The sequence below is a fragment of the Enterococcus lemanii genome, from assembly GCF_016909125.1.
GTDB classification, from domain to species: domain Bacteria; phylum Bacillota; class Bacilli; order Lactobacillales; family Enterococcaceae; genus Enterococcus_I; species Enterococcus_I lemanii.
The window spans coordinates 45,862-68,257 of record NZ_JAFBFD010000003.1 but is presented as its reverse complement, the minus strand read 5'-3'; the positions used below and the strand labels follow the sequence as shown (position 1 = coordinate 68,257).

At 37.2% G+C, this 22,396-nt stretch carries 24 protein-coding genes; 22 read left to right on the top strand and 2 right to left on the bottom strand.

Going from position 1 to position 22,396, the window contains the following annotated elements:
* The first annotated feature begins 4 nt into the window (after positions 1–4).
* The 11 genes from JOD14_RS01670 (at position 5) to recN (ending at position 9,138) form a co-directional block, all read left to right on the top strand.
* Positions 5–382, top strand: a complete 378-nt coding sequence (locus tag JOD14_RS01670) for a DUF956 family protein (RefSeq protein ID WP_204652956.1) — start codon at positions 5–7, stop codon at positions 380–382.
* Between the two features lie 102 nt (positions 383–484).
* Entirely contained in the window at positions 485–1,549 is a 1,065-nt protein-coding gene (locus tag JOD14_RS01665; RefSeq protein ID WP_204652955.1) for a M24 family metallopeptidase, read from the top strand.
* A gap of 113 nt (positions 1,550–1,662) precedes the next feature.
* Complete coding sequence (locus tag JOD14_RS01660) at positions 1,663–2,091, top strand: Asp23/Gls24 family envelope stress response protein (protein ID WP_204652954.1); 429 nt, start codon at positions 1,663–1,665, stop codon at positions 2,089–2,091.
* On the top strand, positions 2,084–2,533 hold the full coding sequence (gene nusB, locus JOD14_RS01655; RefSeq protein WP_204652953.1) for a transcription antitermination factor NusB: 450 nt from the start codon (positions 2,084–2,086) through the stop codon (positions 2,531–2,533). Before JOD14_RS01660 ends, nusB begins: the two co-directional genes overlap by 8 nt.
* Before the next feature lie 76 nt (positions 2,534–2,609).
* On the top strand, positions 2,610–3,464 hold the full coding sequence (locus tag JOD14_RS01650) for a bifunctional methylenetetrahydrofolate dehydrogenase/methenyltetrahydrofolate cyclohydrolase (protein ID WP_204652952.1): 855 nt from the start codon (positions 2,610–2,612) through the stop codon (positions 3,462–3,464).
* Positions 3,465–4,808 carry an exodeoxyribonuclease VII large subunit gene (gene xseA, locus JOD14_RS01645; RefSeq protein ID WP_204652951.1) on the top strand — a complete coding sequence of 448 codons (1,344 nt, stop codon included), beginning with the start codon at positions 3,465–3,467 and terminating at the stop codon, positions 4,806–4,808.
* A complete protein-coding gene (locus JOD14_RS01640) occupies positions 4,801–5,019 on the top strand; it encodes an exodeoxyribonuclease VII small subunit (protein WP_204652950.1) in 219 nt (72 codons plus the stop codon). Before xseA ends, JOD14_RS01640 begins: the two co-directional genes overlap by 8 nt.
* A complete protein-coding gene (locus JOD14_RS01635) occupies positions 5,019–5,912 on the top strand; it encodes a polyprenyl synthetase family protein (RefSeq protein ID WP_204652949.1) in 894 nt (297 codons plus the stop codon). Before JOD14_RS01640 ends, JOD14_RS01635 begins: the two co-directional genes overlap by 1 nt.
* A 1-nt stretch (position 5,913) precedes the next feature.
* Complete coding sequence (locus JOD14_RS01630; RefSeq protein WP_204652948.1) at positions 5,914–6,729, top strand: TlyA family RNA methyltransferase; 816 nt, start codon at positions 5,914–5,916, stop codon at positions 6,727–6,729.
* A gap of 249 nt (positions 6,730–6,978) precedes the next feature.
* Positions 6,979–7,431 carry an arginine repressor gene (locus JOD14_RS01625; protein WP_204652947.1) on the top strand — a complete coding sequence of 151 codons (453 nt, stop codon included), beginning with the start codon at positions 6,979–6,981 and terminating at the stop codon, positions 7,429–7,431.
* 12 nt (positions 7,432–7,443) lie between these two features.
* Positions 7,444–9,138, top strand: a complete 1,695-nt coding sequence (gene recN, locus JOD14_RS01620) for a DNA repair protein RecN (RefSeq protein ID WP_204652946.1) — start codon at positions 7,444–7,446, stop codon at positions 9,136–9,138.
* Between the two features lie 83 nt (positions 9,139–9,221).
* Here recN and JOD14_RS01615 read toward each other — a convergent pair whose 3' ends face one another.
* Together JOD14_RS01615 and JOD14_RS01610 are read right to left on the bottom strand one after the other, a co-directional pair.
* Positions 9,222–9,338, bottom strand: coding sequence for a DUF4044 domain-containing protein (locus JOD14_RS01615; RefSeq protein WP_204652945.1), 117 nt, complete (start codon positions 9,336–9,338; stop codon positions 9,222–9,224).
* 76 nt (positions 9,339–9,414) lie between these two features.
* Positions 9,415–10,371 (bottom strand): magnesium transporter CorA family protein, encoded by a 957-nt coding sequence (locus tag JOD14_RS01610; protein ID WP_204652944.1) that lies wholly within the window; start codon positions 10,369–10,371, stop codon positions 9,415–9,417.
* Positions 10,372–10,509: 138 nt separating this feature from the next.
* On the opposite strand from JOD14_RS01610, the gene JOD14_RS01605 reads away from it, so the two are divergent.
* From JOD14_RS01605 to ftsZ, 11 genes are all read left to right on the top strand, one after another.
* Positions 10,510–10,884, top strand: a complete 375-nt coding sequence (locus tag JOD14_RS01605) for a DUF3397 domain-containing protein (RefSeq protein WP_204652943.1) — start codon at positions 10,510–10,512, stop codon at positions 10,882–10,884.
* A gap of 149 nt (positions 10,885–11,033) precedes the next feature.
* Positions 11,034–11,465 carry a division/cell wall cluster transcriptional repressor MraZ gene (gene mraZ / locus JOD14_RS01600; protein ID WP_204652942.1) on the top strand — a complete coding sequence of 144 codons (432 nt, stop codon included), beginning with the start codon at positions 11,034–11,036 and terminating at the stop codon, positions 11,463–11,465.
* Between the two features lie 25 nt (positions 11,466–11,490).
* Complete coding sequence (gene rsmH, locus JOD14_RS01595; protein ID WP_204652941.1) at positions 11,491–12,441, top strand: 16S rRNA (cytosine(1402)-N(4))-methyltransferase RsmH; 951 nt, start codon at positions 11,491–11,493, stop codon at positions 12,439–12,441.
* 25 nt (positions 12,442–12,466) lie between these two features.
* Positions 12,467–12,874: a cell division protein FtsL gene (ftsL, locus tag JOD14_RS01590; protein ID WP_204652940.1), complete on the top strand. Its 408-nt coding sequence runs from the start codon at positions 12,467–12,469 to the stop codon at positions 12,872–12,874.
* Positions 12,875–12,878: 4 nt separating this feature from the next.
* A complete protein-coding gene (locus JOD14_RS01585; protein ID WP_204652939.1) occupies positions 12,879–15,080 on the top strand; it encodes a penicillin-binding transpeptidase domain-containing protein in 2,202 nt (733 codons plus the stop codon).
* Between the two features lie 16 nt (positions 15,081–15,096).
* Complete coding sequence (gene mraY, locus JOD14_RS01580) at positions 15,097–16,065, top strand: phospho-N-acetylmuramoyl-pentapeptide-transferase (protein WP_204652938.1); 969 nt, start codon at positions 15,097–15,099, stop codon at positions 16,063–16,065.
* Positions 16,066–16,127: 62 nt separating this feature from the next.
* On the top strand, positions 16,128–17,489 hold the full coding sequence (gene murD / locus JOD14_RS01575) for a UDP-N-acetylmuramoyl-L-alanine--D-glutamate ligase (RefSeq protein ID WP_204652937.1): 1,362 nt from the start codon (positions 16,128–16,130) through the stop codon (positions 17,487–17,489).
* A gap of 25 nt (positions 17,490–17,514) precedes the next feature.
* The gene (gene murG / locus JOD14_RS01570) at positions 17,515–18,612 is read left to right on the top strand and encodes an undecaprenyldiphospho-muramoylpentapeptide beta-N-acetylglucosaminyltransferase (RefSeq protein WP_204652936.1); all 1,098 of its coding nucleotides are present in this window, start codon (positions 17,515–17,517) and stop codon (positions 18,610–18,612) included.
* Positions 18,613–18,629: 17 nt separating this feature from the next.
* Entirely contained in the window at positions 18,630–19,649 is a 1,020-nt protein-coding gene (locus JOD14_RS13070; protein ID WP_204652935.1) for a cell division protein FtsQ/DivIB, read from the top strand.
* Between the two features lie 147 nt (positions 19,650–19,796).
* Positions 19,797–21,119, top strand: coding sequence for a cell division protein FtsA (ftsA, locus tag JOD14_RS01560; protein WP_204652934.1), 1,323 nt, complete (start codon positions 19,797–19,799; stop codon positions 21,117–21,119).
* 23 nt (positions 21,120–21,142) lie between these two features.
* Positions 21,143–22,381 (top strand): cell division protein FtsZ, encoded by a 1,239-nt coding sequence (ftsZ, locus tag JOD14_RS01555; protein ID WP_204652933.1) that lies wholly within the window; start codon positions 21,143–21,145, stop codon positions 22,379–22,381.
* The last annotated feature ends 15 nt before the right edge of the window (positions 22,382–22,396 follow it).

Genomic DNA, 22,396 nt, shown 5'->3' with positions numbered 1-22,396 from the left:
CAAGATGGTTCAATCGCTAAATACGAAAGTGGATTTGACAATTGACGGGACTTCATTTTTAGGGTTAACGGATTATGGAAAGATTATGATTGGCGATCAAGGCTTCGAGTTCTATCATAACCGCGATGTCCGGAAATTTATTCAAATTCCTTGGGAGGAAGTTGATTACGTTCTTGCTTCTGTTTTCTTTAAAGGGAAATGGATTCCGCGTTATGCCATTCAGACGAAGAAAAATGGAACGTATACCTTTTCTTCAAAGGAGCCAAAGAAAGTTTTACGGGCGATTCGAGTTTACGTTGACCCAAACCGAATGGTACATTCTTTAAGTTTCTTTGATGTCTTAAAGAGAAGCCTGTTTTCTTTTCGGAAAAAAACTTTATAATAAGGAAAACAAGCAAGAAAAAAACTTGCTTGTTTTTCTTTGTTTTCCAAAGAAGTTTGTTATAATTACTTGAGAAGAAGAAAAAGAAAGAAGGCCGATTGTATGTTGCGTGTAGACAAACTAAGAGTAGCAATGAAAAAAGAAGGAGTAGCAGGATTTTTGGTCACTAGTCCTTATAATTTACGTTATTTAACAAATTTTACAGGTACAACAGGTTTAGCAGTGATTACTTTAGACAAAGCATTTTTTGTCACTGATTTTCGTTATACCGAGCAAGCCGCTGTCCAAGCAAAAGGTTATGAGATTGTTCAAAATACTGGACCAATTTTTGAAGAAGTTGCTAAAATTTGTCAACAAGAAGAGTTAGCATCGCTTGCTTTTGAAGAAAGTTTTGTTAGTTTTGCCGATTATGCTTTGTTAGAAGACTTAATCGAAGAGACACCGCTTGTACCAATTAGCGGCATGATTGAAGCTTTACGTGAAGTGAAAGATGAAAATGAACTTGTTTTAATAAAAAAAGCTTGTCAAATTGCGGACCAAGGATTTGCATACATTTTGAATCAAATTAAACCAGGAATGACAGAAATTGAAGTAGCCAACCAATTAGACTTTTACATGCGTTCTCTAGGAGCAACAGGTGTTTCGTTTGATACAATTGTCGCAAGTGGCGTTCGTTCGGCGATGCCACATGGAGTAGCTAGTCAAAAAGTAATTGAAAAAGGCGATATGATTACACTAGACTTTGGATGTTATTATGAAGGCTATGTTTCAGATATGACGAGAACTTTTGCAATTGGTGATCCTGGTGAAAAACTTAAAGAAATTCATCAAATTGTGTTAGACGCACAATTAAAAGTAATTGAAGCCGCTAAACCAGGTATGTCTGGCATTGAATTAGACGCGGTTGCTCGTGATTACATTGCTTCTTTTGGTTATGGTGAAGCATTTGGGCATTCAACAGGTCATGGGATTGGTTTAGAAATTCATGAAGGACCGAACGTTTCTTTTAAAGCACCAAAAATATTTGTGCCAGGTAACGTGATTACGGATGAACCAGGAATTTATTTACCAGGAATTGGTGGCGTAAGAATTGAAGATGATTTACTGATTACGTCTAGTGGGAATGAAGTTTTAACGCATTCATCCAAAGAATTGATTATTTTATAGTTTTTCGCTTCGTAAAACGGTTTCGACTATAATAATTGTAAAACATCATGTATAATAAAAACATTGAACGAGTTTTTATTTAATGAAACCGCAAGTAAATGGAGGAATGAAAGATGGTAGATGAAACCAACTTCGTAATAGAGACAAACCATGAATTAGGTGAAATTGTCATTGCCCCAGAAGTCATTGAAGTAATTATTGGCATTGCAGCTTCAAAAGTTGAAGGTGTTTACCGAATGCAAGCAAGTTTTGCAAATAATGTAACAGAATTGCTTGGCCGCTCGGTGCATGGCAAAGGTGTTTTTTTAACAATGGACGAAGAAAATGGGATTAAAGTCGATTTATATGTCAATCTAAAATACGGTGTATCCGTACCAAGCGTTGCGATGGAAATTCAAAGCCGGGTTAAACAACAAGTTTTGTTTATGACGGATATTGAATTAGTCGAAGTAAACGTGCATATTGTATCGCTCGTCCCAGAAAAAACTGAGCAATTAGATTTTGAAGAATTATTTGAAAATGAAGAGGCTGAACATGAATAAAGAGTTAACTCGTCGTGAAATTAGACAAATGGCCATCCAAGCTTTGTTTCCTTTGGATTTTAACCAAGAATTAACGAAGCAAGATGCAATTATGCATGCAATCGAACTCGAATACGAAGAGATGATTGATGAAGAAAAAGAACATTTTGTACCAACTTATTTAGATTTACTTGTCACAGGTGTTTGCGAGCACAAAACAGAGCTTGATGCAATCATTCAAAAGTATTTACGTCCAGGTTGGACTTTAATGCGTTTACCTAAAATGGATGTGACCATTTTACGCTTAGCTTTGTTTGAAATGTTATATGTTGATAATGTTCCAAATAAAGTTGTGTTAAATGAAGCGATTGAATTAACCAAAACATTTAGTGATGATCAATCAAGAAAGTTCGTGAATGGCATCTTATCGAATGCAAATAATGAAATAGAAGCTAGCGAGTAAGCTAGCTTCTTTATGTTTGATGGTGTTTTGTGCTAAAATGGTCGGGTAACGAATAAATGAAAAGAGGTTAGCGAAAATGACAACAATTATTAACGGAAAAGAATTAGCGGATAAGATGCAAGGTGCACTTAAAATAGAAGTTGAATCCTTGAAAGAACAGGGCACTCAGCCGGGACTCGTTGTTTTATTAGTTGGCGAAAACCCAGCCAGTCAAACTTATGTAAAAAATAAAGAATTGGCTGCTCAAAAAATGGGCCTACATTCAAAGGTTGCTCGTTATCCAGAAACAATTACAGAAACTGAATTGTTAGCTGAAATTGAAAAATATAATCAAGATGCCGCTTTTCATGGTATTTTAGTTCAATTGCCATTACCAAAACAAATTGATGCAGAAAAAGTCCTTTTAGCGATCGATCCTAAAAAAGATGTCGATGGTTTTCACCCGATGAACCTTGGGAAATTATTTGCTGGCTCGCCAGAAATGATTCCTTGTACACCATATGGCATTATGAAAATGTTCGAAGAGTATAAAATTGATTTAGCTGGAAAAAATGCGGTGGTAATTGGCCGTAGTAACATTGTAGGTAAGCCAATGGCGCACTTATTATTGGCTGAAAATGCAACGGTGACAATGACCCATTCACAAACAAAAAATTTACCAGCCGTTGCTAAAGCCGCCGATATCTTAGTCGTAGCAATTGGTCGAGGCCATTTTGTGACAAAAGACTTTGTAAAAGAAGGCGCCGTTGTGATTGATGTGGGCATGAACCGTGACGAAAATGGCAAATTAATCGGAGACGTGGCTTTTGATGAAGTTGCACCACTAGCAAGTTATATCACTCCTGTGCCAAAAGGTGTCGGACCAATGACGATAACAATGTTGCTTGCTCAAACGGTTGAAGCCGCGAAAAGAGAAGAAGGAAAAAAATAAATGACACAAAAGTATTTATCGGTCACTGCTTTAACCAAATACTTGAAATACAAATTTGATGCAGATCCTCATTTAGGTCGAGTGTATTTAACTGGAGAAATTTCAAATTTTAATTTAAGATCGGCACATAAATATTTTAGTTTGAAAGATGAAAATGCTAAGATTTCGGCAGTCATGTTTAAAACAAACTTCGATAAATTAAAATTTACACCAGAAGAAGGAATGAAGGTACTCGTTGTCGGGCGCGTTTCTTTATATGAAGCTTATGGAACGTATCAGATTACGATTGAACAAATGGAACCAGATGGGGTGGGGGCGCGTTATTTAGCTTTTGAGCAATTAAAACAAAAATTAGCCCAAGAAGGTCTTTTTCAAGCACCGAAAAAACCTATTGTGAAATACCCTAAAAAAATCGCAGTTATCACCAGTCAAAGTGGTGCCGTGATTCGAGATATTATTACAACGGTTCAAAGACGTTATCCGATTGCTCAGATTGTGTTATTTCCAACGGTCGTTCAAGGAGAGAAGTCCGCTCCTGATATTGTTCGTAATATTAAACGTGTCGAGGCGTTGGGTGATTTTGATACGTTAATTATTGGTCGTGGTGGTGGTTCCATTGAAGATTTATGGCCGTTTAACGAAGAAAGTGTTGCCCGTGCTATTTTTGCTGCTAAGACGCCAATTATTTCTTCGGTTGGTCATGAGACCGATACGACCATTGCGGATTTTGTTGCTGATGTTCGTGCAGCGACACCAACGGCTGCAGCAGAACTTGCGGTGCCCGTTTTGGTGGATGAAATTTTGCGGATAGAAGAGCGCAAAGAGCGGCTTAAGCAAGCGTTGAACTATCAAATTCAATATAAAAAAGAGCGACACCAACGTCTAATGAATTCTTATTTATTTAGACAGCCTGAACGACTTTATGAAGGACAATCGGTGCGCTTGGACCGCTTAACGCAACGTTTGCAACAACAAATGCAAACCTTGTACTATGAAAAAGAAAAACAAACCCGTCAACTTCGTCATCGCCTAGAGCAGCAAATACCGCTTAGTAAAGTACGAGAAGCACAAGTGCGGTTAAATTATAATCACCAAAATTTACAACAGCAAATGGCCAACGTATTACAACGAAAATGGCAACAGTTTGACAAAGAAATTCAAGCCTTGAATTTGTTAAGTCCGTTAAATATTATGGGCCGAGGGTACAGTTATACCGTTGATAAAAAAGGTGCCGTTGTTTCATCGGTTCAACAATTAACGTTAGGTGAAGAAGTGACGATTCGTTATCAAGATGGTCAAGCGCAAATGAAAATACTGACACTGGAGGAAAAAAGTCATGAGTAATCCAACTTTTGAAGAATCATTGCAAGAACTTGAAGAAATTGTCAACCGTTTGGAAAAAGGGGAAGTGCCTTTAGAAGAAGCCTTAACCATTTTTAAACGTGGCATTGAATTAAGTGGTCAATGTGAAAATACTTTAAAAAAAGCGGAACAAACATTAACCCAGATGATGACTGATAATGACGAAGTCGTCTTGTTTGATGGTGAGAAGTAATGAGTCAACTTGCTATTTTTCAAAAATGGGCCCTTGAAAAAACAGAAAAAGAAATGTTACGTTTTATTAGTGAGCAAACGGGACAAAAAGACTTAGCAAGCAGCATGCTTTATTCTGTAGAAGCAGGCGGCAAGCGAGTACGACCGTTGTTGTTATTGGCAACGGTGGCATCGTTTAATCAAGAAGTGACTTTTTCTTGTATACAAGTGGCAGCGGCGTTAGAAATGTTGCACACTTATTCTTTGATTCATGATGATTTACCTGCGATGGATGATGATGATTTGAGACGAGGGAAGCCAACCAATCATAAAGTTTATGGTGAAGGCATGGCTATATTAGCTGGTGATGGCTTATTGACGCTTAGTTTTCAGTTGTTGAGTCAAGCGCAATTACCATTTGATCAAAAAATCTTACTCATTCAACAATTTGCGCAAGCAGCAGGACCAAAAGGAATGATTGCTGGTCAAGCAGCGGATATTTTAGGTGAGGGACAAACATTAGATTTAGTTGCGTTAAAACAAATTCACGCGCATAAAACAGGTGATTTAATTCGTTTTGCTTTTAAAGCAGGGGGAATTTTAGCAAAACAAACCGAAGAAACTGTCGCGACCTTAGATGAAATTGCGCAACACTTAGGCCTAGCCTTTCAAATTCGTGATGATCTTTTAGATATCGTGAGTACCACAGAGGCTCTAGGCAAACAGACGCAAAAAGATCACTTGCTAGAAAAAAATACTTACCCCGCTTTATTGGGGTTAGACGGAGCAAAACAGGCTTTAGAAAATGAATTAACAGCTGCTAAAAAGCAATTAGAGCAATTAAAAACAAATGAATTCGATTTTCATTTGTTAGAAGAAGTGATTCAACTTTTTTCTTTAGCAAAGGGAGTATAACATGAAAAAAGAACGCGTGGACGTATTAGCCGTTCAACAAGGATTATTTGAAACAAGAGAAAAAGCCAAACGTGGCATTATGGCCGGATTAGTTTACACGGACAAACATGAACGTTTAGATAAGCCTGGAGAAAAAATTGCAGGCGAAACGATTTTAGAAATAAAAGGGCAAAAACTACCTTACGTTTCTAGAGGTGGATTAAAATTAGCAAAAGCCATTGAACTTTTTGGTTTAGATTTCCGCGATAAAACGGTTTTAGACATTGGTTCTTCAACGGGAGGCTTTACCGATGTCGCTTTGCAAAATGGGGCAAAATTAAGTTATGCCTTAGATGTTGGTTATAACCAACTTGCCTGGAAAATTCGACAAGACGAGCGGGTTGTCGTGATGGAGCGTACGAATTTTCGCTATAGTAAACCAGAAGATTTTACCCAAGGCTTGCCAGAGATGGCTACGATTGATGTATCTTTTATTTCCTTAAGATTAATGTTACCGCCACTACACGCTATTTTAGTTGAAGAAGGCGAAGTGATGGCTTTGATTAAACCGCAATTTGAAGCTGGTCGCGAATTTGTGGGAAAAAATGGTATTGTTCGTGAGGCCAAAGTTCATCAAAAAGTTATTGAAGAAATTATGGCTTTTGCCTGTCGCGAGCAATATAATGTCAAAAATTTAAGTTTCTCGCCGATTACCGGTGGTGAAGGGAATATGGAGTTTTTAATTCATTTGCAAAAGACAAATGAATTTGGACAAGTTGATGCAAGCGTTGATCCACAAAAAACGGTCCAAGCCGCTCATGAAACTTTTCACGCATAAATGAAATGAAAAAGATAACAGCCTCTCGTTTAAAAAGGAGGCTGTTTTTTTTGCATGCAAAAACCGTTATTGGAAATGATTGTTTAGACGTGTTTAAAAACAAGCGCAAAATGAATGGGAAAATAGCTGGCAAGTCTCGTTATTTGAGGAGAAACGAAAGTGAAAATGTATAAAAATAACTTTTAAATATCTTTGCATATTGCGCGAAATGAGCTATGATAAATAAGACTTTAACGAGGAGTGAGAACGATGAATAAAAAAGAACGGCAACGGATTTTGACGCGTTTACTAAATGATCAAGATATTCAAAAACAAGAAGAATTTGTCGCGTATTTACAAGAAAAAGGCGTGAAAGTGACACAAGCAACGATTTCACGTGATATTAAAGAATTAAAGCTTATTAAAGTCCCTTCCTCAACAGGAGGGTATCGCTATAGTTTACCGAATGAATCAAAAGAGGATATTGGTGAAAAATTAACAAAATTATTAAAAACAGCCTTTGTTTCTGCTGAACAAATGGAGAAATATGTTATTTTACGAACATTACCTGGCAATGCTTCAGCTGTGGCGAATTTAATGGATAAATACTACCAAACGACTTTATTTGCCATTTTAAATGATGATGACAAGGTTTTAATTATTACCCGAACACAAGAGCAAGCCGAAGAGTTGGTCCAAACACTTCAAACTTACCAAAGATAGGAGAGACTTGCGATGTTACTAGAATTAACAATCAAAAATTTGGCCATTATCCCTTACTTAAAACTAGATTTCCATGAAGGAATGACGGCGCTGACTGGTGAAACCGGTGCGGGGAAATCGATTATTATTGATGCGGTTGGTCTTTTGGCAGGCGGGCGTGGTTCAAGTGATTATATTCGTCATGGAGCCGACAAATGTGTGATTGAAGGGCTATTTGAATGGCCTGAGCAAGACTCTTTTCAAGAATTAGTGCAAGAAATAGGCATTGATGCTTCGGAACGCTTGTTAATTATTCAACGAGATATGTCGCGTTCAGGAAAAAACATTTGTCGAGTAAATAACCGGATTGTAACTCTTGCTAATTTGAGAAAAATCGGCAGCTATTTAGTTGATATTCAAGGACAAAACGAACATCAAGAGCTTTTGCAACCAGAAAAGCACTTGGCACTCCTAGACTACTATGGCTTTACGCCCTTTCAAAAAGCGCGTGCAAACTATCGCCAAGTGTATGGTGAATTTCGTCAACTAGAAAAGCGCGTGCACAAAATTCAACAAAATGAGCAATCATTTGTGCAAAGAATGGATATGTTGCGTTTCCAACAAGAAGAAATTGCCCAAGCAAATGTCGCGATTGGTGAAGAAGAAGCCTTATTAGAAGAACGAGAAAAGTTAATGAATTTCCAAAAAATTGTTGATGCTTTTAATAAAGTCTATGAACTTTTATTGTCTGATTCTGATAATTTAACAGATGGTGTGAGTCTCGCTTTGAGTGAAGTACAGGGGATTGAACAATTTGATGAACAATATCAACAAATTAGCGAGAACCTTCAAAGTGCCTATTATTTATTGCAAGATGTTGCCAGAGAGAGTTCACGACAATTAGACTATTTGGAGATGGATGAGGAACGTCTAGAAGAAGTTCAACAGCGCTTGGAATTGATTCGTCAGTTAAAACGAAAGTATGGGGAAAGTATCACGCAAGTTTTGACTTATTATGAACAAATTGTACAAGAGCTTGAAGAAGTAGGCGATTCTGAAAATGAATTAGAATTTTTAGAAAAAGAATTGGAAAGAAAAAAAGCAGAGTTGTTACAATTAGCAGAAGCAATTCACTGTGAACGAAAAAAAATCGCCAAGAAACTTGAAGCAGAAATTACACAAGAGTTGGCTGAATTATACATGGAACACGCTCATTTTGAAATTCGTTTTGTAACAGATTATCACCAGTTAAATGAAGACGGAGCCGATCAAGTTGAATTTTACTTAAGTACGAACTTAGGCGAAGCGTTAAAGCCACTGGTAAAAGTTGCTTCAGGTGGGGAAGTTTCTCGGATTTTACTGGCCTTAAAAACTATTTTTTCAAAAGCCCAAGGGTTAACCAGTATTGTTTTTGATGAAGTTGACACAGGTGTTAGTGGGCGGGTCGCTCAAGCAATTGCTGAAAAAATAGCACAAATTGCTCGTGATTCTCAAGTGTTATGTATTACGCATTTGCCACAAGTTGCTGCTCAAGCAGATTACCAATATTTTATTGCAAAAGAAGTCGTTGAAGAAAGAACGCAGACAACCGTTAACCAACTAAACGAAAAAGAGCGAATAAAAGAAGTTGCGCGAATGTTAGCAGGAACAGAGATTACCGATTTAACCTTAAAACATGCGCAAGAATTACTTGATCTAGCACATAAGAATCAAAGTACAACGAGCTAACGTTTGTTTTTATGTTTTTTTACCTGAAAATAAAAGAGTTGTGCCACGAAAAAACGTGCACAACTCCCTTTTGTTTTTTTATATTAGCGAATGGCAGAATAGGCACTTAAAATAGTTGTGCCAATCGTTAGAATTAACATTAACCAAATAACAAATTTTGTGACTTTTGCAAAAGTGCTGGTTGTTTTTTTATCTTGCATAATCCTCATCCTTTTTTTCTTGATAGACAAAGTGTACAACCAAAACCTTTGGAACTCAAGAGAAAAAGAAGAATCTTTATAAAAGATTCTTCTTTTTTAAATAACCAATTGCAATGATGCAAAGTAAAAGGGTTAGCAAGCTAATAATTAAAAAAGCGGACTCATGATTGGCGAAAGGTAAAGCGACATTCATCCCGAAAATCCCACCAATAATAGTCGGGATTGTAAGAACGATGGTAAGAGAAGTTAAGATTTTCATGACGTTATTCAAATTATTTGAAACAATCGCTGAAAAAGTCTCGTTCATCTGATTTACGAATTTTAGTTGAATGGAAACAGAAGTAATTGCTTGTTGTACTTCAACTAAAATATCGTGAAGGTGGTTTTTATAAGCGTGGTGCTTTTGAAATGTTTGTGTTTTAGCTAAAGCGGTCAATGTTTCTAAGTTTCCTTTTGTCGCCGCATCAAATAAGACGAGGCTTTTTTGGATGTTAAGAACTTGGTATAATTGTTTGTTTTCAGTAGAAACTTGAATTTGTTTTTCGATTCCTTCAATATGTAGTTTGATTTTTTTTAAAGCGTGATTGTATGACAGGACAAGCCGCCATAAGACTTGCAAGAAAATATTCAATTCTGGTCGAATATCGTTTTCAGGGAAAAGATGTTCTTTGATGAAACTAAAAAATAATGGTGGTTGATTAGATACGGTAATAATTTTCAAGTCTGGAGTCAAAATTAGCGATAGTGGATACGTTTCGTACGTTAAAAAACCGTTTGCGCTCAATGTTTCGTGTGGAAATTGAAGTAAAAGTAAAATCGCTTTTTTGAAATGTTCTTGTTGTAACCCCTCTTCTCTAGAGTTTTCAGCGTCATCCCAAATCGACGTTAAGTAGTCTTGGGGTAAGTTGTATTTTTTAGCTAATTGGTGCGTTTGTTGCTCAGTTGGTTTTTCAATATGCGTCCAAAGTGTGCTTTCATCTTGTTGTTCTTGAATAATAAGTTGTTGATTTTTTAAAGTAAAATAAGTATACATAATTTGTTTACCTCCTTTAAGTTAACAATCGAACGTTTCTTCTATTATAATACAAATTCGTTAACCCAATGACATAAATGTGTAAAGAAAATAAAGTATAGTGAATATAGTAGTGTGAGTACGGAAAGGAATTTTTATATGCAGTCAATGTTTCCTAGTTTAATTTTTTGGTATGTTTTTCCGCTAGTGGTTATTTTTTTAATGCGATTATTGGTGTCACTCTCTTCTTTGGATCGCCGTTTTTCAATAAAGACCCCCGATTTAGCTGTCCCATTTCTTCTATTTGGTATTCATCGATTATCATTTTTGATTTTTAAAGAATCTTTGTTTCCTTATTTAGTGATAACACTTTCTTTATTAGGTATAGGGATTGCTTTTTTCCAAGCTTATTTTTATGAAGAAATTGAATTTCCACGTTTTTTTAAAATGTATTGGCGTTCTGTTTTTTTGTTTGCTTTAGTGGTCCATGTGTCCTTAATTGTTTTAAGCTTAATTTTACTCTCGGTAAGCTAAAAAGTTTTTTAAAAGTGCTTTTTGAAAAAAGATTATTTTTTATTGGTTAAAATTAATCAAATTAAATGATTAATTTTACATAAAAAGTGGTAGAAAGTGGGGGGATGTGGTAGACTGTAAGCATCAGGTGGTGATTGGGGGAGCAATCGATGTTTATGGGCGAATTTCAACATACAATCGATGCAAAAGGCCGACTAATTATGCCATCCAAACTACGAGAAAAACTCGGTGAAAAGTTTGTGGTGACAAGAGGATTAGACGGCTGTTTATTTGGCTACCCTCTACCAGAATGGGAAAAATTAGAAGAAAAACTAAATCAGATGCCTTTAGCAAAAAAAGACGCCCGTACTTTTGTTCGTTTTTTTTACTCTGCCGCAACCGAATGTGAGATTGATAAGCAAGGACGAATTAATATTCCCGTGTCTTTGAGAACACATGCAGATTTAACAAAAAACTGTGTTGTTGTGGGCGTTTCAAATCGAATTGAAATTTGGGATGAAGCGCGTTGGCAAGCATTTTCGATAGAGGCAGAAGAAGCCTTTGATGGAATTGCTGAAACAATGATTGATTTTGGATTATAAAGTGAAGAGGAAGAGGACATAAGTGATGACAGAATTTCAACATTATACGGTAATGAAAACAGAAACGGTTGATGGGTTAAATATTCGGCCGGATGGTATTTATGTTGATTGTACACTAGGAGGCGCAGGTCATAGCGAGTATTTATTGCAACAACTCAATACAAAAGGACATTTATATGCCTTTGATCAAGATCAAACAGCTATCGATCATGCGACAAAACGTCTAGCACCTTTTGTTGATAAAGGCCAAGTGACCTTTATTAAAAGTAATTTTCGTTTTTTAAAAGAAGCCTTGGCAGAACAAGGTGTCACAAAAGTGGATGGGATTTTATATGATTTAGGCGTCTCCTCCCCACAACTTGATGAAGCGGATCGTGGTTTTAGCTATCATCAAGATGCGCCATTAGATATGCGAATGGACCAAAGTGCGCCATTGTCTGCTTATCATGTGGTCAATGAATACTCGTATGCTGAGTTAGTAAAAATCTTCTTTCGCTATGGAGAAGAGAAGTTTTCCAAACAAATTGCTCGAGAGATTGAACGGGTACGTGAATTAAAGCCAATTGAAACAACCGGCGAGTTAGTTGAAATTATAAAAACAGCGATTCCAGCGCCTGCTCGCAGAAAGGGTGGCCATCCAGGGAAAAGGATTTTTCAAGCCATTCGAATTGCAGTCAATAATGAATTAGGCGTGATTGAAGAGTCTTTGGAACAAGCAGTCCCACTACTTAATAAAGAAGGACGCTTAAGTGTAATTACCTTCCACTCGCTAGAAGATCGAATCGTAAAAAATATATTTAAAGAATACAGTACAGCGCAAGATTTACCACCAGGGATTCCAATGATCCCAGAAGAGTTTCAACCAGAATTGAAACTTATAACAAGAAAACCGATTGTACCAAGCGAACAAGAACTAGCAGAAAATAATCGTTCGCGTAGTGCAAAACTTCGAATTGTAGAAAAAATGAAAGATTAAGCAGTCAGCTGAGAGGGTGAAAGAAATGGCGGAATTAAAATTTGAAGAATATACTTATCAAGTAGATGAATCAAGTGAGCAGATGATTCAACAAGCAGAATCATTTTATACGCCAGAACGCCCAGAAGTGGTGGTTGTTCCGCTTTCGCCAGCTCGTCGCTTAAAACGCATTTCGAAGTTAGAAAAAGCAATCGCAGTGGGCTTAATTTTCGCAACATTAGCGATTAGCTTATTTATGATTCATTTACGAACTTCAATTACGCAAATCGAACATAATATTTCGATTATTCAATCAGATGTTTCGACCGAAAAAGAAAAAAAACTCCAATTAGAACAAGAAAAATCGGAACTTTCTAAAAGTGAACGAATTCGTAAAATTGCTGAAGAAAAAGGCCTGACGATTCATAGTGACAATTTAAGGAAAGTGAAGTAAAAAAATGATTCAAAAAATAAAAAAGAAAATGACTAATCAAAAATTATCTACGAAGAACAATCGCAAAAAAGTAGGAATTATTCTTTTTACTACGAGTATTGGATTGTTTTTTTTGTTTGTTGCTCGTCTAACCTATATTGTAACGGTTGGGAAAGTCGGAGATGTTTCGCTAGAAAGTAAAACAAAGGCTCTTTATGAAGGCAGCCAAGTAGTAAAAGCAAAACGCGGCACCATTTATGATCGCAACGGCGTGGTCATTGCCGAAGACGCAACGTCTTATTCTGTCTATGCTATTTTGGATGATTCTTATAAGTCGGGTGAAAAAAAACTCTATGCGCAAAAGAAAGACTTTAAAGAATTAGCCAATATTTTAACCGGTGTTTTAGGAAATAAAGTTAGTAAAAATAAAGTTTTAGAAATCTTAGAATATGGTCGAGATAACAACAAATTTCAAGTTGATATTCCAAACGGGAAAAATATCACTCTGCAACAAAAACAAGAAATTGAAGCAAAAATGGAAGCCGCTGAAGTGAAAGGTTTGTATTTTAATGAACATCCTTCCAGAATTTATCCTAATGGTATTTTTTCTTCCCATCTAATCGGGTACGCCGATATCCAAGTGGAAGATGGCGTGGAATCGCTACAAGGACGTCTTGGCCTTGAAGCCGTTTATGATGATGTACTCAGTGGCAAGGACGGCGAAATTATTTTCCAAAAAGATAATTATCAAAATCCTTTACCCGGAACTGTTGCAGAAACAATTCCTGCTGAAAACGGGCAAGACATTTATACGACTTTAGATAGTCGTTTACAAAGTTACTTGGAGACTTTGATGGATGAAGCATTTGAGAAGTCAGAAGCACAGTATTTAACAGCCGTTTTAGTCAAATCAAAAACAAATGAAATTGTGTCATTAAGCCAACGCCCCACATTTGAACCTGAAACAAAAGATGGAACAGATAAAGAGGGTTTTTTATGGCAAAACTTATTTGTAGAAGAAACGTATGAACCTGGATCAACGATGAAAATTTTGACCGTTTCAACGGCAATGGACCAAGGCGTCTTTGATCCAAATGAAAAATTCGAATCAGGGAAAATGACTTTAATTGATACGGATATTCGAGATTGGGATATTGGTACTGGTTCAAGAGGGTATATAACAATGCGACAAGCGCTTTCTTGGTCAAGTAACGTGGGGATGGTTAAACTTGAACAAAGAATGGAAGACGCTTGGCAAGAATCACTATTAAACTTTGGCTTTGGTCAAAGTACAAATTCAAAATTGTACGGTGAAGAAAAAGGGCAGTTACCAGAAAAAAACATTGTCAGTGAAGCAATGAGTTCTTTTGGCCAAGCAATCGCTGTAACGCAATTTCAAATGTTACAAGCTTTTTCAGCAATCTCAAATGATGGTGAAATGTTAAAACCAAGCTTCATTAAACGCTTTGTGAATCCCGTAACTGGAGAAGAGACTCGAGTAGAAACAGAGACAACCGGACATCCTGTCACGGCAAGTAGCGCTCAACAAGTTCGACAATATATGCGCGATGTCGTAGAAAGCCAAGATTATGGTACGGCTTACGGTTTATACACCGTTGACAATTATGCGATTGCAGCAAAAACCGGAACGGCTCAAATTGCTGAAGGTGGTCGTTACCTAACCGGTGAATATGATAATATTTATTCAACGGTTTTAATGCTACCTGCTGAAGATCCAGAATACACCTTATATATTACGATGAAAAAGCCAAAAAATTATGATGGACTAATTATTCCAGGAATTGCAAACCCCTTGTTAAAACGCGCAATGGATTTACACGCGGTCGATATGGCAGATGAAACACAATCAAGCAAAGTGCAAGTGAGTGATTATCGAAATTTAACGCCGACTGTAGCGAGTGCTGATTTAGAAAATAAAGGTCTCGTGCCAATTGTAATTGGTGATGGTGATAAAGTAGTCGCGCAATCAAGTGCAGATCAGGCGAGTTTGTTACCTGGTGAAAAAGTTATTTTATTAACAAATGGCACAACGCTTCAAATGCCTGATGTAACCGGCTGGTCAAAAGCTTATTTGTTAAAATTAGCTAAGTTACTATCAATGACCGCGACCTTTACCGGTGAGGGGTATGCAGTAGAACAAAGCATTGATGTGGGTGCCGAAATTACAGGCGAAAAACTGCACTTTGTTTTAAACAAAGAGAATTAATTTAGGAGTGGAATCGATGCACTTAACAGAAATGATTTTACCCATTGCAAGTAGCTTTGGGATGACCGTAGCAACTATGCCTCTTTTTATCGGGTATTTCCAAATGAAAAAATATGGGCAAGAAATTCGTGATGAAGGCCCTAAGTGGCATAATATTAAAGCTGGAACACCAACAATGGGGGGAACAGTCTTTTTAGCCTCAATTATATTAACGAGTATTTGGGTAGGCGCTTGGCAGAACAAACTTACGTCTTACTTGTTTATCTCTTTATTTATTTTGCTTTTATATGGCGCATTAGGCTTTTTAGATGATTTTATTAAAATCTTTAAAAAAAGGAATATGGGGTTAAACTCCTTACAAAAACTAATCGGACAAATTATTGGTGGTTTAGTCTTTTACGTGGTTCTTTTATCTAGTCAAATGCCACATACGGTTAATCTCTTTGGTTATTCGCTTTCGCTAGCTTTCTTTTATCCTGTTTTTGTCGTTATTTGGTTAGTTGGCTTTTCTAATGCAGTTAATTTAACAGATGGCATTGATGGGTTAGTTGCAGGCCTTGGGACCATCTCATTTGCAACTTATGCAGTCATTGCGTGGCACCAAAACCAAATTGATTTACTCATTATTTGTTTAAGTGTGATTGGCGGTTTGACTGGCTTTTTCGGCTTTAACCATAAGCCAGCAAAAATTTTTATGGGGGATGTGGGTTCGCTTGCTTTAGGTGGGCTCCTTGCGACGATGTCAATTTTACTTAAGCAAGAATGGACATTGTTACTAATTGGCTTGATCTATATCATTGAAACATTAAGCGTAATGATGCAAGTGACTTCATTTAAATTAACGGGGAAAAGAATTTTTAAAATGTCCCCAATCCATCACCATTTTGAGATGAGTGGTTGGTCTGAATGGAAAATTGATGGTGTTTTTTGGGGCGTCTCACTTCTTTCTTCAGCAATCACATTATTACTTTATTTTAATCTTTAAGATGTCATTTTATTGTTTGATTAACTAGTATAGAACTTCTAATGTAAGTGAGGATAAACAATATGAAAAATGTAACAATTTATCAAAATAAAAAAGTTCTCGTCCTAGGACTTGCTAGAAGCGGAATGAGTGCGGCCAAATTACTAAATGATTTGGGCGCACTTGTTACCGTTAATGACGGAAAACCTTTTGAAGAAAATAGCGAAGCCCAAGATTTGTTAGCACTAGGAATTAAGGTAATTACCGGGAGTCATCCGATTGAGTTGTTAGACGAAGATTTTTCTTTAATGGTAAAAAACCCCGGAATTCCTTATCAACACCCTTTTGTCAAAGCAGCCCGTAAAAAAGGCTTACCAATTATTACCGATGTTGAATTAGCTTACCAAATTTCGGAAGCACCAATCATTGGAATTACAGGAACAAATGGGAAAACGACGACAACGACGATGATTGAACAAATTTTAAATCAAGGACTCCCACAAGGGCAAGCTTTTTTGTCGGGTAATATCGGTTATCCGGCGAGTTCTGTTGCTAAAAAGGTAACAAAAGAAGATTGGTTAGTGATGGAGTTATCAAGTTTTCAGTTAATGGGAATTGATACCTTCCATCCTAAGATTGCAGTATTGACTAATCTATACGATGCCCATTTAGATTACCATACCGATCGCAGTGAGTACGTCAACGCCAAGTGGCACATGCAACAAAAGATGACTGCGACTGATTTTTTAGTCTTAAATTGGAATCAAAACGAGATTCAGCAATTAGCCAAAACGACCAAAGCCCACGTGGTTCCATTTTCAACAAAAGAGGTTGTATTAAATGGTGCGTATGTTTTAGATGATTGGCTTTATTATCAAACAGAAAAATTAATGCCTGTTCAAGCGTTGGGAGTACCAGGGAAACATAACGTTGAAAATGCGTTAGCAGCGATAGCGGTAGCCAAAACACTTGGGCTAGCCAATGAAGAGATTATTCAAACGTTAGAAAAGTTTTCTGGCGTGCCGCATCGTACACAGTATGTTGGGCAAGTAGCTGGTGTGAAATATTACAATGATTCAAAAGCAACGAATATTCTAGCAACTAAAATGGCTTTGAGTGGTTTTGAGAAAGAAAAAGTGATTTTATTAGCTGGTGGTCTTGATAGAGGGAATTCGTTTGACGAACTTGTACCAGATTTATGCCAGTTAAAAGCTGTCATTTTGTTTGGCGAGACGAAAGAAAAGCTGGCTGAAGCAGCAAAAGCAGCAAAAATTTCTTGCATTGTTTTGACAGACGATGTGTCTACCGCTGTCAAAGAGGCGCAAAAAATTGCTCAGCCAGGTGAGAGTGTCTTGCTTTCTCCGGCCAATGCGAGTTGGGATCAATACCCAAACTTTGAAGTACGTGGGCAAGCCTTTATTGATGCTGTCCAAACTTTAAATTAATCAAAAGAAGGAGAGAAGTGCCACAATGAAAATCGTTGTTACCGGTGGCGGTACAGGAGGACATATCTATCCTGGCACAGCCTTTATAAAATATGTTCAACAAAAGAATCCTACTGCTCAATTTTTATATATTGGAGCTACTCGTGGGATGGAAAATACGATTATTCCTCAAATCGGTATCCCGTTTGTGACCTTAGAAAATCAAGGGTTTAAGAGAAGTTTAAGTCCAGATAACTTGAAAACCATTTGGCTGTTTTTAAAAAGTATGCAACAAGCAAAAAAAATTCTCCGTGACTTTCAGCCAGATGTTGTCATTGGGACGGGTGGCTATGTTTCAGGTGCGGTGATGTACGCAGCAACACGCTTAAAAATTCCAACAATCGTCCATGAGCAAAATAGTGTTCCTGGCCTAACAAATAAGTTTTTAAGTCGTTTTGTTAGTCGTGTCGGAATTTCTTTTCCAAGTGCAAGTGACTATTTTCCAAAAGAAAAAACACTTTTAATTGGTAATCCACGTGGGCAAGAAATTAGTGGTATGCAAAAATCAAGTGCTTTAAAAGAATACAATTTAGACCCAAGTAAGCCAACCGTGTTAATTTTTGGTGGTAGTCAAGGATCGCTTAAAATTAATCAAGCCGTTTTAGGCGCTTTGCCAGTGTTTGCTAAAAAAGATTATCAAATTTTATATGCTTCTGGGAAACGCTATTTTGATGAAATCGATGAAACCATTGGTATGACGAAGGATGCTTTTAAGAATATCTCAATTCAACCATACATTCATAATATGACCGAAGTGATGGTTAACTGCGATTTAGTTATTTGCCGAGCGGGTGCGACTTCGATTGCTGAAATTACGAGTTTAGGGATTCCGGCAATCTTAATTCCAAGTCCGTATGTTACCAATGACCACCAAACAAAAAATGCTGCTGCTTTAGAAAAAGCCGGTGCAGTGCGAATGATTAAAGATCAAGAATTGACAGAAGAAAATTTAGTTGCTACAGTAGATGAAATTATGCAAAATAAAGATTTACATGGTAAAATGGCACAAGCGGCAAGCAGTCAAGGAATTGTTGACGCGTCGTATCGTTTGTATCAACTCGTGTTAGAATTAACGAGTAAGTAAGCGAGGAGGCAAGCACGGTGGATACTCCTGAAAAACAAAACAAGCAACCTGGAACAAATGAAGAACTTGAATTGACTCCTTGGCAAAAAGAACACCAACTTTATTTAGCCGAAAAAGGAATCGTAGAAAAAGAAGAACCATTTCTTGCGCAAGAAGAAGTAAAAGAAGAACGAGCATCTGAGCAAAAAGTAGAAGAGATTGTTGCAAGTGACACGGAAACACTAAAAGAATTCGATGAACAAGAAAAAAAACCAGCGCCTTTTTTTCAATCGTTTTCTGATTATTTACCTAATTTAAAAGCTTATCGAGATAAGAAGTTGAAAAGGCGTTTGTTATTTTTGACGTTATTGTTTTTAATACCACTAACTGGCGCAATTTATACACTTTCACCATTAAATCGTCTTTCAAAAATTATGGTTACTGGGAATACGAATGTAGCGACACAAGAAATCATAGAGACGTCAGAACTAGAAACCAACGCACGATTATGGCCTCAATTTTTCAAACGACAAGCAGTCGCAAAAAATATTGAAACTAGTAATCCGCGTATTCAGCAAATCCACGTACGATTAACCAATTGGAATCAATTTGTTATAGAAGTCACGGAGCATCAGGAAGTTGCTTTTTTAGCGAAGGGCAGTCAGTATTTGCCTATTTTAGAAAATGGCACGATTATTAATGAAGCGAGCGCGAATTATGCCAATGATTTTTTAATTCTAGAAGCATTTTCAGATGAAAAAATGATTCGTCAAACATTAGAGGCGTATAAAGAGTTGCCCGTAGAAATCCAAGATGGTATCTCGCAAATCAAACTTTCGCCATCGAAAAAAAATAAAGAACTTTTAACCGTCTTTATGAACGATGGCAATCAAGTGTTGATTAATATTTCAAGCTTATCAAGTAAATTAAAATATTATCCACAAATTGCGAAGGAAATGACTGAAAAAGGGGTCGTTGATATGGAGGTAGGGATTTATTCGTACCCTTATGCAAACGAAAAAGAGACGACGAGTTCAGAGAGTGAAGCGATTGAATAAAATTATTTAATAAATTTTATTTACTTCTTTCTCAAAGGTACATTAATATGGTAAAATTAAAGGCAGTGAACAAATAAAGTAAAGTGTGTAGAACATGAACAATAATTGTTCGATAGATAAGGAAAAGAAGTAGGAGGATTCCCATCCATGGCAAATACAGGAATGTATGTTGGCTTAGACATAGGCACAACATCGGTTAAAGTAATCGTAGCTGAATATGTTGATCGACAAATGAATATTATTGGTGTTGGAAATGCAAAATCTGAAGGGATTAACCGTGGAATTGTTGTTGATATCGATAAAACGGTTCAAGCCATTCAAAGAGCAATTGGACAAGCAGAAGAAAAAGCAGGCATTAAAATTCGTCAAGTAAGCGTTGGTGTGCCGGCTAATTTATTAGAAGTTGAAAATTGTCAAGGGATGATCGCTGTTAGCGGTGATTCAAAAGAAATTACAGATGAGGATGTTCGCAATGTCGCATCTGCTGCACTTGTTCGTTCTGTCCCACCTGAAAGACAAATTATCGCCATCCAACCACAAGAATTTACCGTTGATGGCTTTGAAGGAATTAAAGACCCAAGAGGAATGATTGGCGTTCGTTTAGAAATGTTTGGTTTGCTTTTCACCGGACCAAAAACAATTGTTCACAATATTCGTAAATGTGTCGAAAAAGCGGGCTTAATTGTTGGTGAAATGGTCATTACGCCACTAGCACTAACAGAAACGATTTTGTCAGATGGTGAAAAAGATTTTGGTACAATCGTTATCGATATTGGTGGAGGGCAAACAACCACAGCGGTTATGCATGATAAACAATTAAAATTTACGCATGTTAACCAAGAAGGCGGCGAGTTCATCACAAAAGATATTTCAACTGTATTGAATACGTCTTTTAATAATGCCGAAGCGCTAAAAATTAATTATGGCGATGCATTCCCTGCTAGAACGTCTGCTAGCGAAGAATTCCCAGTCGATGTCATTGGAAAATCTGAGCCAGTAAAAATTGATGAACGGTACTTATCAGAAATCATTGAAGCACGTCTAGAACAAATTTTTAACAAATCAAAAGAAGTTTTAGATGAAATTGACGCGTTAGAGTTACCTGGAGGAATTGTGTTAACAGGTGGCGCAGCAAGTATTCCGGGTATTGTTGAATTAGCGCAAGAAGTATTTGATGTGAATGTTAAACTTTATGTACCAAATCATATGGGTCTAAGAAACCCAGTCTTTACGAATGTAATTAGTATTGTTGATTATTCAGCGAACCTTAGTGAAGTTTACCAATTAGCAAAATCAGCGGTAACAGGTGAGAAAGTCACCCAATCACAAGCAACCGTGAATTATCAACCAGAAGTGGCACATGAAACATCGTTTGAAGCAACAGAAGAATTTTCAGTACCAGAAGAAGAAAACGAAGCTGAAGGAATCGTTGGGAAAGTTAAAGGATTCTTTTCATCTATTTTTGAATAATGATTGCAGGAGGAAAGAAAAAAATGGAATTTTTAATTGATAATAATATCCATGAAGGTGCAGTAATTAAAGTAATTGGTGTCGGCGGTGGCGGTGGAAATGCCGTTAATCGTATGATTGAAGAAAACGTAAAAGGCGTTGAGTTTATTACAGCGAACACGGATGTCCAAGCGCTAAAAAATTCAAAAGCTGAGACAGTGATTCAATTAGGCCCGAAATATACACGCGGCTTAGGTGCAGGTTCTCAACCAGAAGTTGGACAAAAAGCTGCTGAAGAAAGTGAAGATTCAATCCGTCAAGCTTTAGAAGGAGCGGACTTAATCTTTATTACCGCAGGAATGGGTGGCGGAACTGGAACGGGAGCGGCTCCAATTGTAGCGGGCATTGCCAAAGACTTAGGAGCGCTAACTGTTGGTGTGGTAACACGTCCATTTACCTTTGAAGGACCAAAAAGAGGTCGTTTTGCAGCAGAGGGAATTGCTAAATTAAAAGAAAACGTCGATACGTTATTAATCATTTCGAATAACCGTCTCTTAGAAATCGTTGACAAAAAGACACCAATGTTAGAAGCATTTAGAGAAGCAGATAACGTTTTACGTCAAGGGGTACAAGGGATTTCTGATTTAATTACCGCACCTGGCTATGTCAACTTAGACTTTGCGGATGTTAAGACTGTTATGGCTAACCAAGGAACGGCCTTAATGGGAATTGGGATTGCAAACGGTGAAAACCGCGTGATTGAAGCAACGAAAAAAGCGATTGCTTCTCCTTTACTTGAAACATCAATTGAAGGGGCAGAACAAGTTCTTCTAAACATCACAGGTGGCTTAGATATGACTTTATTTGAAGCACAAGATGCATCGGATATCGTAGCCAATGCAGCTGGTGGCGATGTGAACATTATTTTAGGAACATCAATCAGTGAAGAAACTGGCGATGAAATTCGCGTAACCGTTATTGCAACGGGAATCGATCCGACAAAAAAAAAAGAAAATAGAGCATCACGCCCATCACGTTCAGCACAAGCGCCTGTTCAACGACCAGTTTTAGACTTGGATCAAGCACAGCCTACGCAAGCAGCTGAGGAAGAGACGGCTTTTGGTGATTGGGACATTCGAAAAGAAGAAAATGTGCGCCCAAAAATTGACCAAACACAATTTGATACGATTGAAAAAAAAGAATTTGAAACTTTTAACCGAGAAGAGATTAAATCAAATGACGATGAGTTAAGCACACCGCCATTCTTCCGTCGAAAAAGATAAAGGAGGCCAGAGTAC

Bases quoted from the DNA above. Each gene is read 5' to 3' on its own strand.
- JOD14_RS01670 (WP_204652956.1), top strand. From the start codon at position 5: ATGGTTCAATCGCTAAATACGAAAGTGGATTTGACAATTGACGGGACT.
- JOD14_RS01665 (WP_204652955.1), top strand. From the start codon at position 485: ATGTTGCGTGTAGACAAACTAAGAGTAGCAATGAAAAAAGAAGGAGTA.
- JOD14_RS01660 (WP_204652954.1), top strand. From the start codon at position 1,663: ATGGTAGATGAAACCAACTTCGTAATAGAGACAAACCATGAATTAGGT.
- nusB (WP_204652953.1), top strand. From the start codon at position 2,084: ATGAATAAAGAGTTAACTCGTCGTGAAATTAGACAAATGGCCATCCAA.
- JOD14_RS01650 (WP_204652952.1), top strand. From the start codon at position 2,610: ATGACAACAATTATTAACGGAAAAGAATTAGCGGATAAGATGCAAGGT.
- xseA (WP_204652951.1), top strand. From the start codon at position 3,465: ATGACACAAAAGTATTTATCGGTCACTGCTTTAACCAAATACTTGAAA.
- JOD14_RS01640 (WP_204652950.1), top strand. From the start codon at position 4,801: ATGAGTAATCCAACTTTTGAAGAATCATTGCAAGAACTTGAAGAAATT.
- JOD14_RS01635 (WP_204652949.1), top strand. From the start codon at position 5,019: ATGAGTCAACTTGCTATTTTTCAAAAATGGGCCCTTGAAAAAACAGAA.
- JOD14_RS01630 (WP_204652948.1), top strand. From the start codon at position 5,914: ATGAAAAAAGAACGCGTGGACGTATTAGCCGTTCAACAAGGATTATTT.
- JOD14_RS01625 (WP_204652947.1), top strand. From the start codon at position 6,979: ATGAATAAAAAAGAACGGCAACGGATTTTGACGCGTTTACTAAATGAT.
- recN (WP_204652946.1), top strand. From the start codon at position 7,444: ATGTTACTAGAATTAACAATCAAAAATTTGGCCATTATCCCTTACTTA.
- JOD14_RS01615 (WP_204652945.1), bottom strand. From the start codon at position 9,338: ATGCAAGATAAAAAAACAACCAGCACTTTTGCAAAAGTCACAAAATTT.
- JOD14_RS01610 (WP_204652944.1), bottom strand. From the start codon at position 10,371: ATGTATACTTATTTTACTTTAAAAAATCAACAACTTATTATTCAAGAA.
- JOD14_RS01605 (WP_204652943.1), top strand. From the start codon at position 10,510: ATGCAGTCAATGTTTCCTAGTTTAATTTTTTGGTATGTTTTTCCGCTA.
- mraZ (WP_204652942.1), top strand. From the start codon at position 11,034: ATGTTTATGGGCGAATTTCAACATACAATCGATGCAAAAGGCCGACTA.
- rsmH (WP_204652941.1), top strand. From the start codon at position 11,491: ATGACAGAATTTCAACATTATACGGTAATGAAAACAGAAACGGTTGAT.
- ftsL (WP_204652940.1), top strand. From the start codon at position 12,467: ATGGCGGAATTAAAATTTGAAGAATATACTTATCAAGTAGATGAATCA.
- JOD14_RS01585 (WP_204652939.1), top strand. From the start codon at position 12,879: ATGATTCAAAAAATAAAAAAGAAAATGACTAATCAAAAATTATCTACG.
- mraY (WP_204652938.1), top strand. From the start codon at position 15,097: ATGCACTTAACAGAAATGATTTTACCCATTGCAAGTAGCTTTGGGATG.
- murD (WP_204652937.1), top strand. From the start codon at position 16,128: ATGAAAAATGTAACAATTTATCAAAATAAAAAAGTTCTCGTCCTAGGA.
- murG (WP_204652936.1), top strand. From the start codon at position 17,515: ATGAAAATCGTTGTTACCGGTGGCGGTACAGGAGGACATATCTATCCT.
- ftsA (WP_204652934.1), top strand. From the start codon at position 19,797: ATGGCAAATACAGGAATGTATGTTGGCTTAGACATAGGCACAACATCG.
- ftsZ (WP_204652933.1), top strand. From the start codon at position 21,143: ATGGAATTTTTAATTGATAATAATATCCATGAAGGTGCAGTAATTAAA.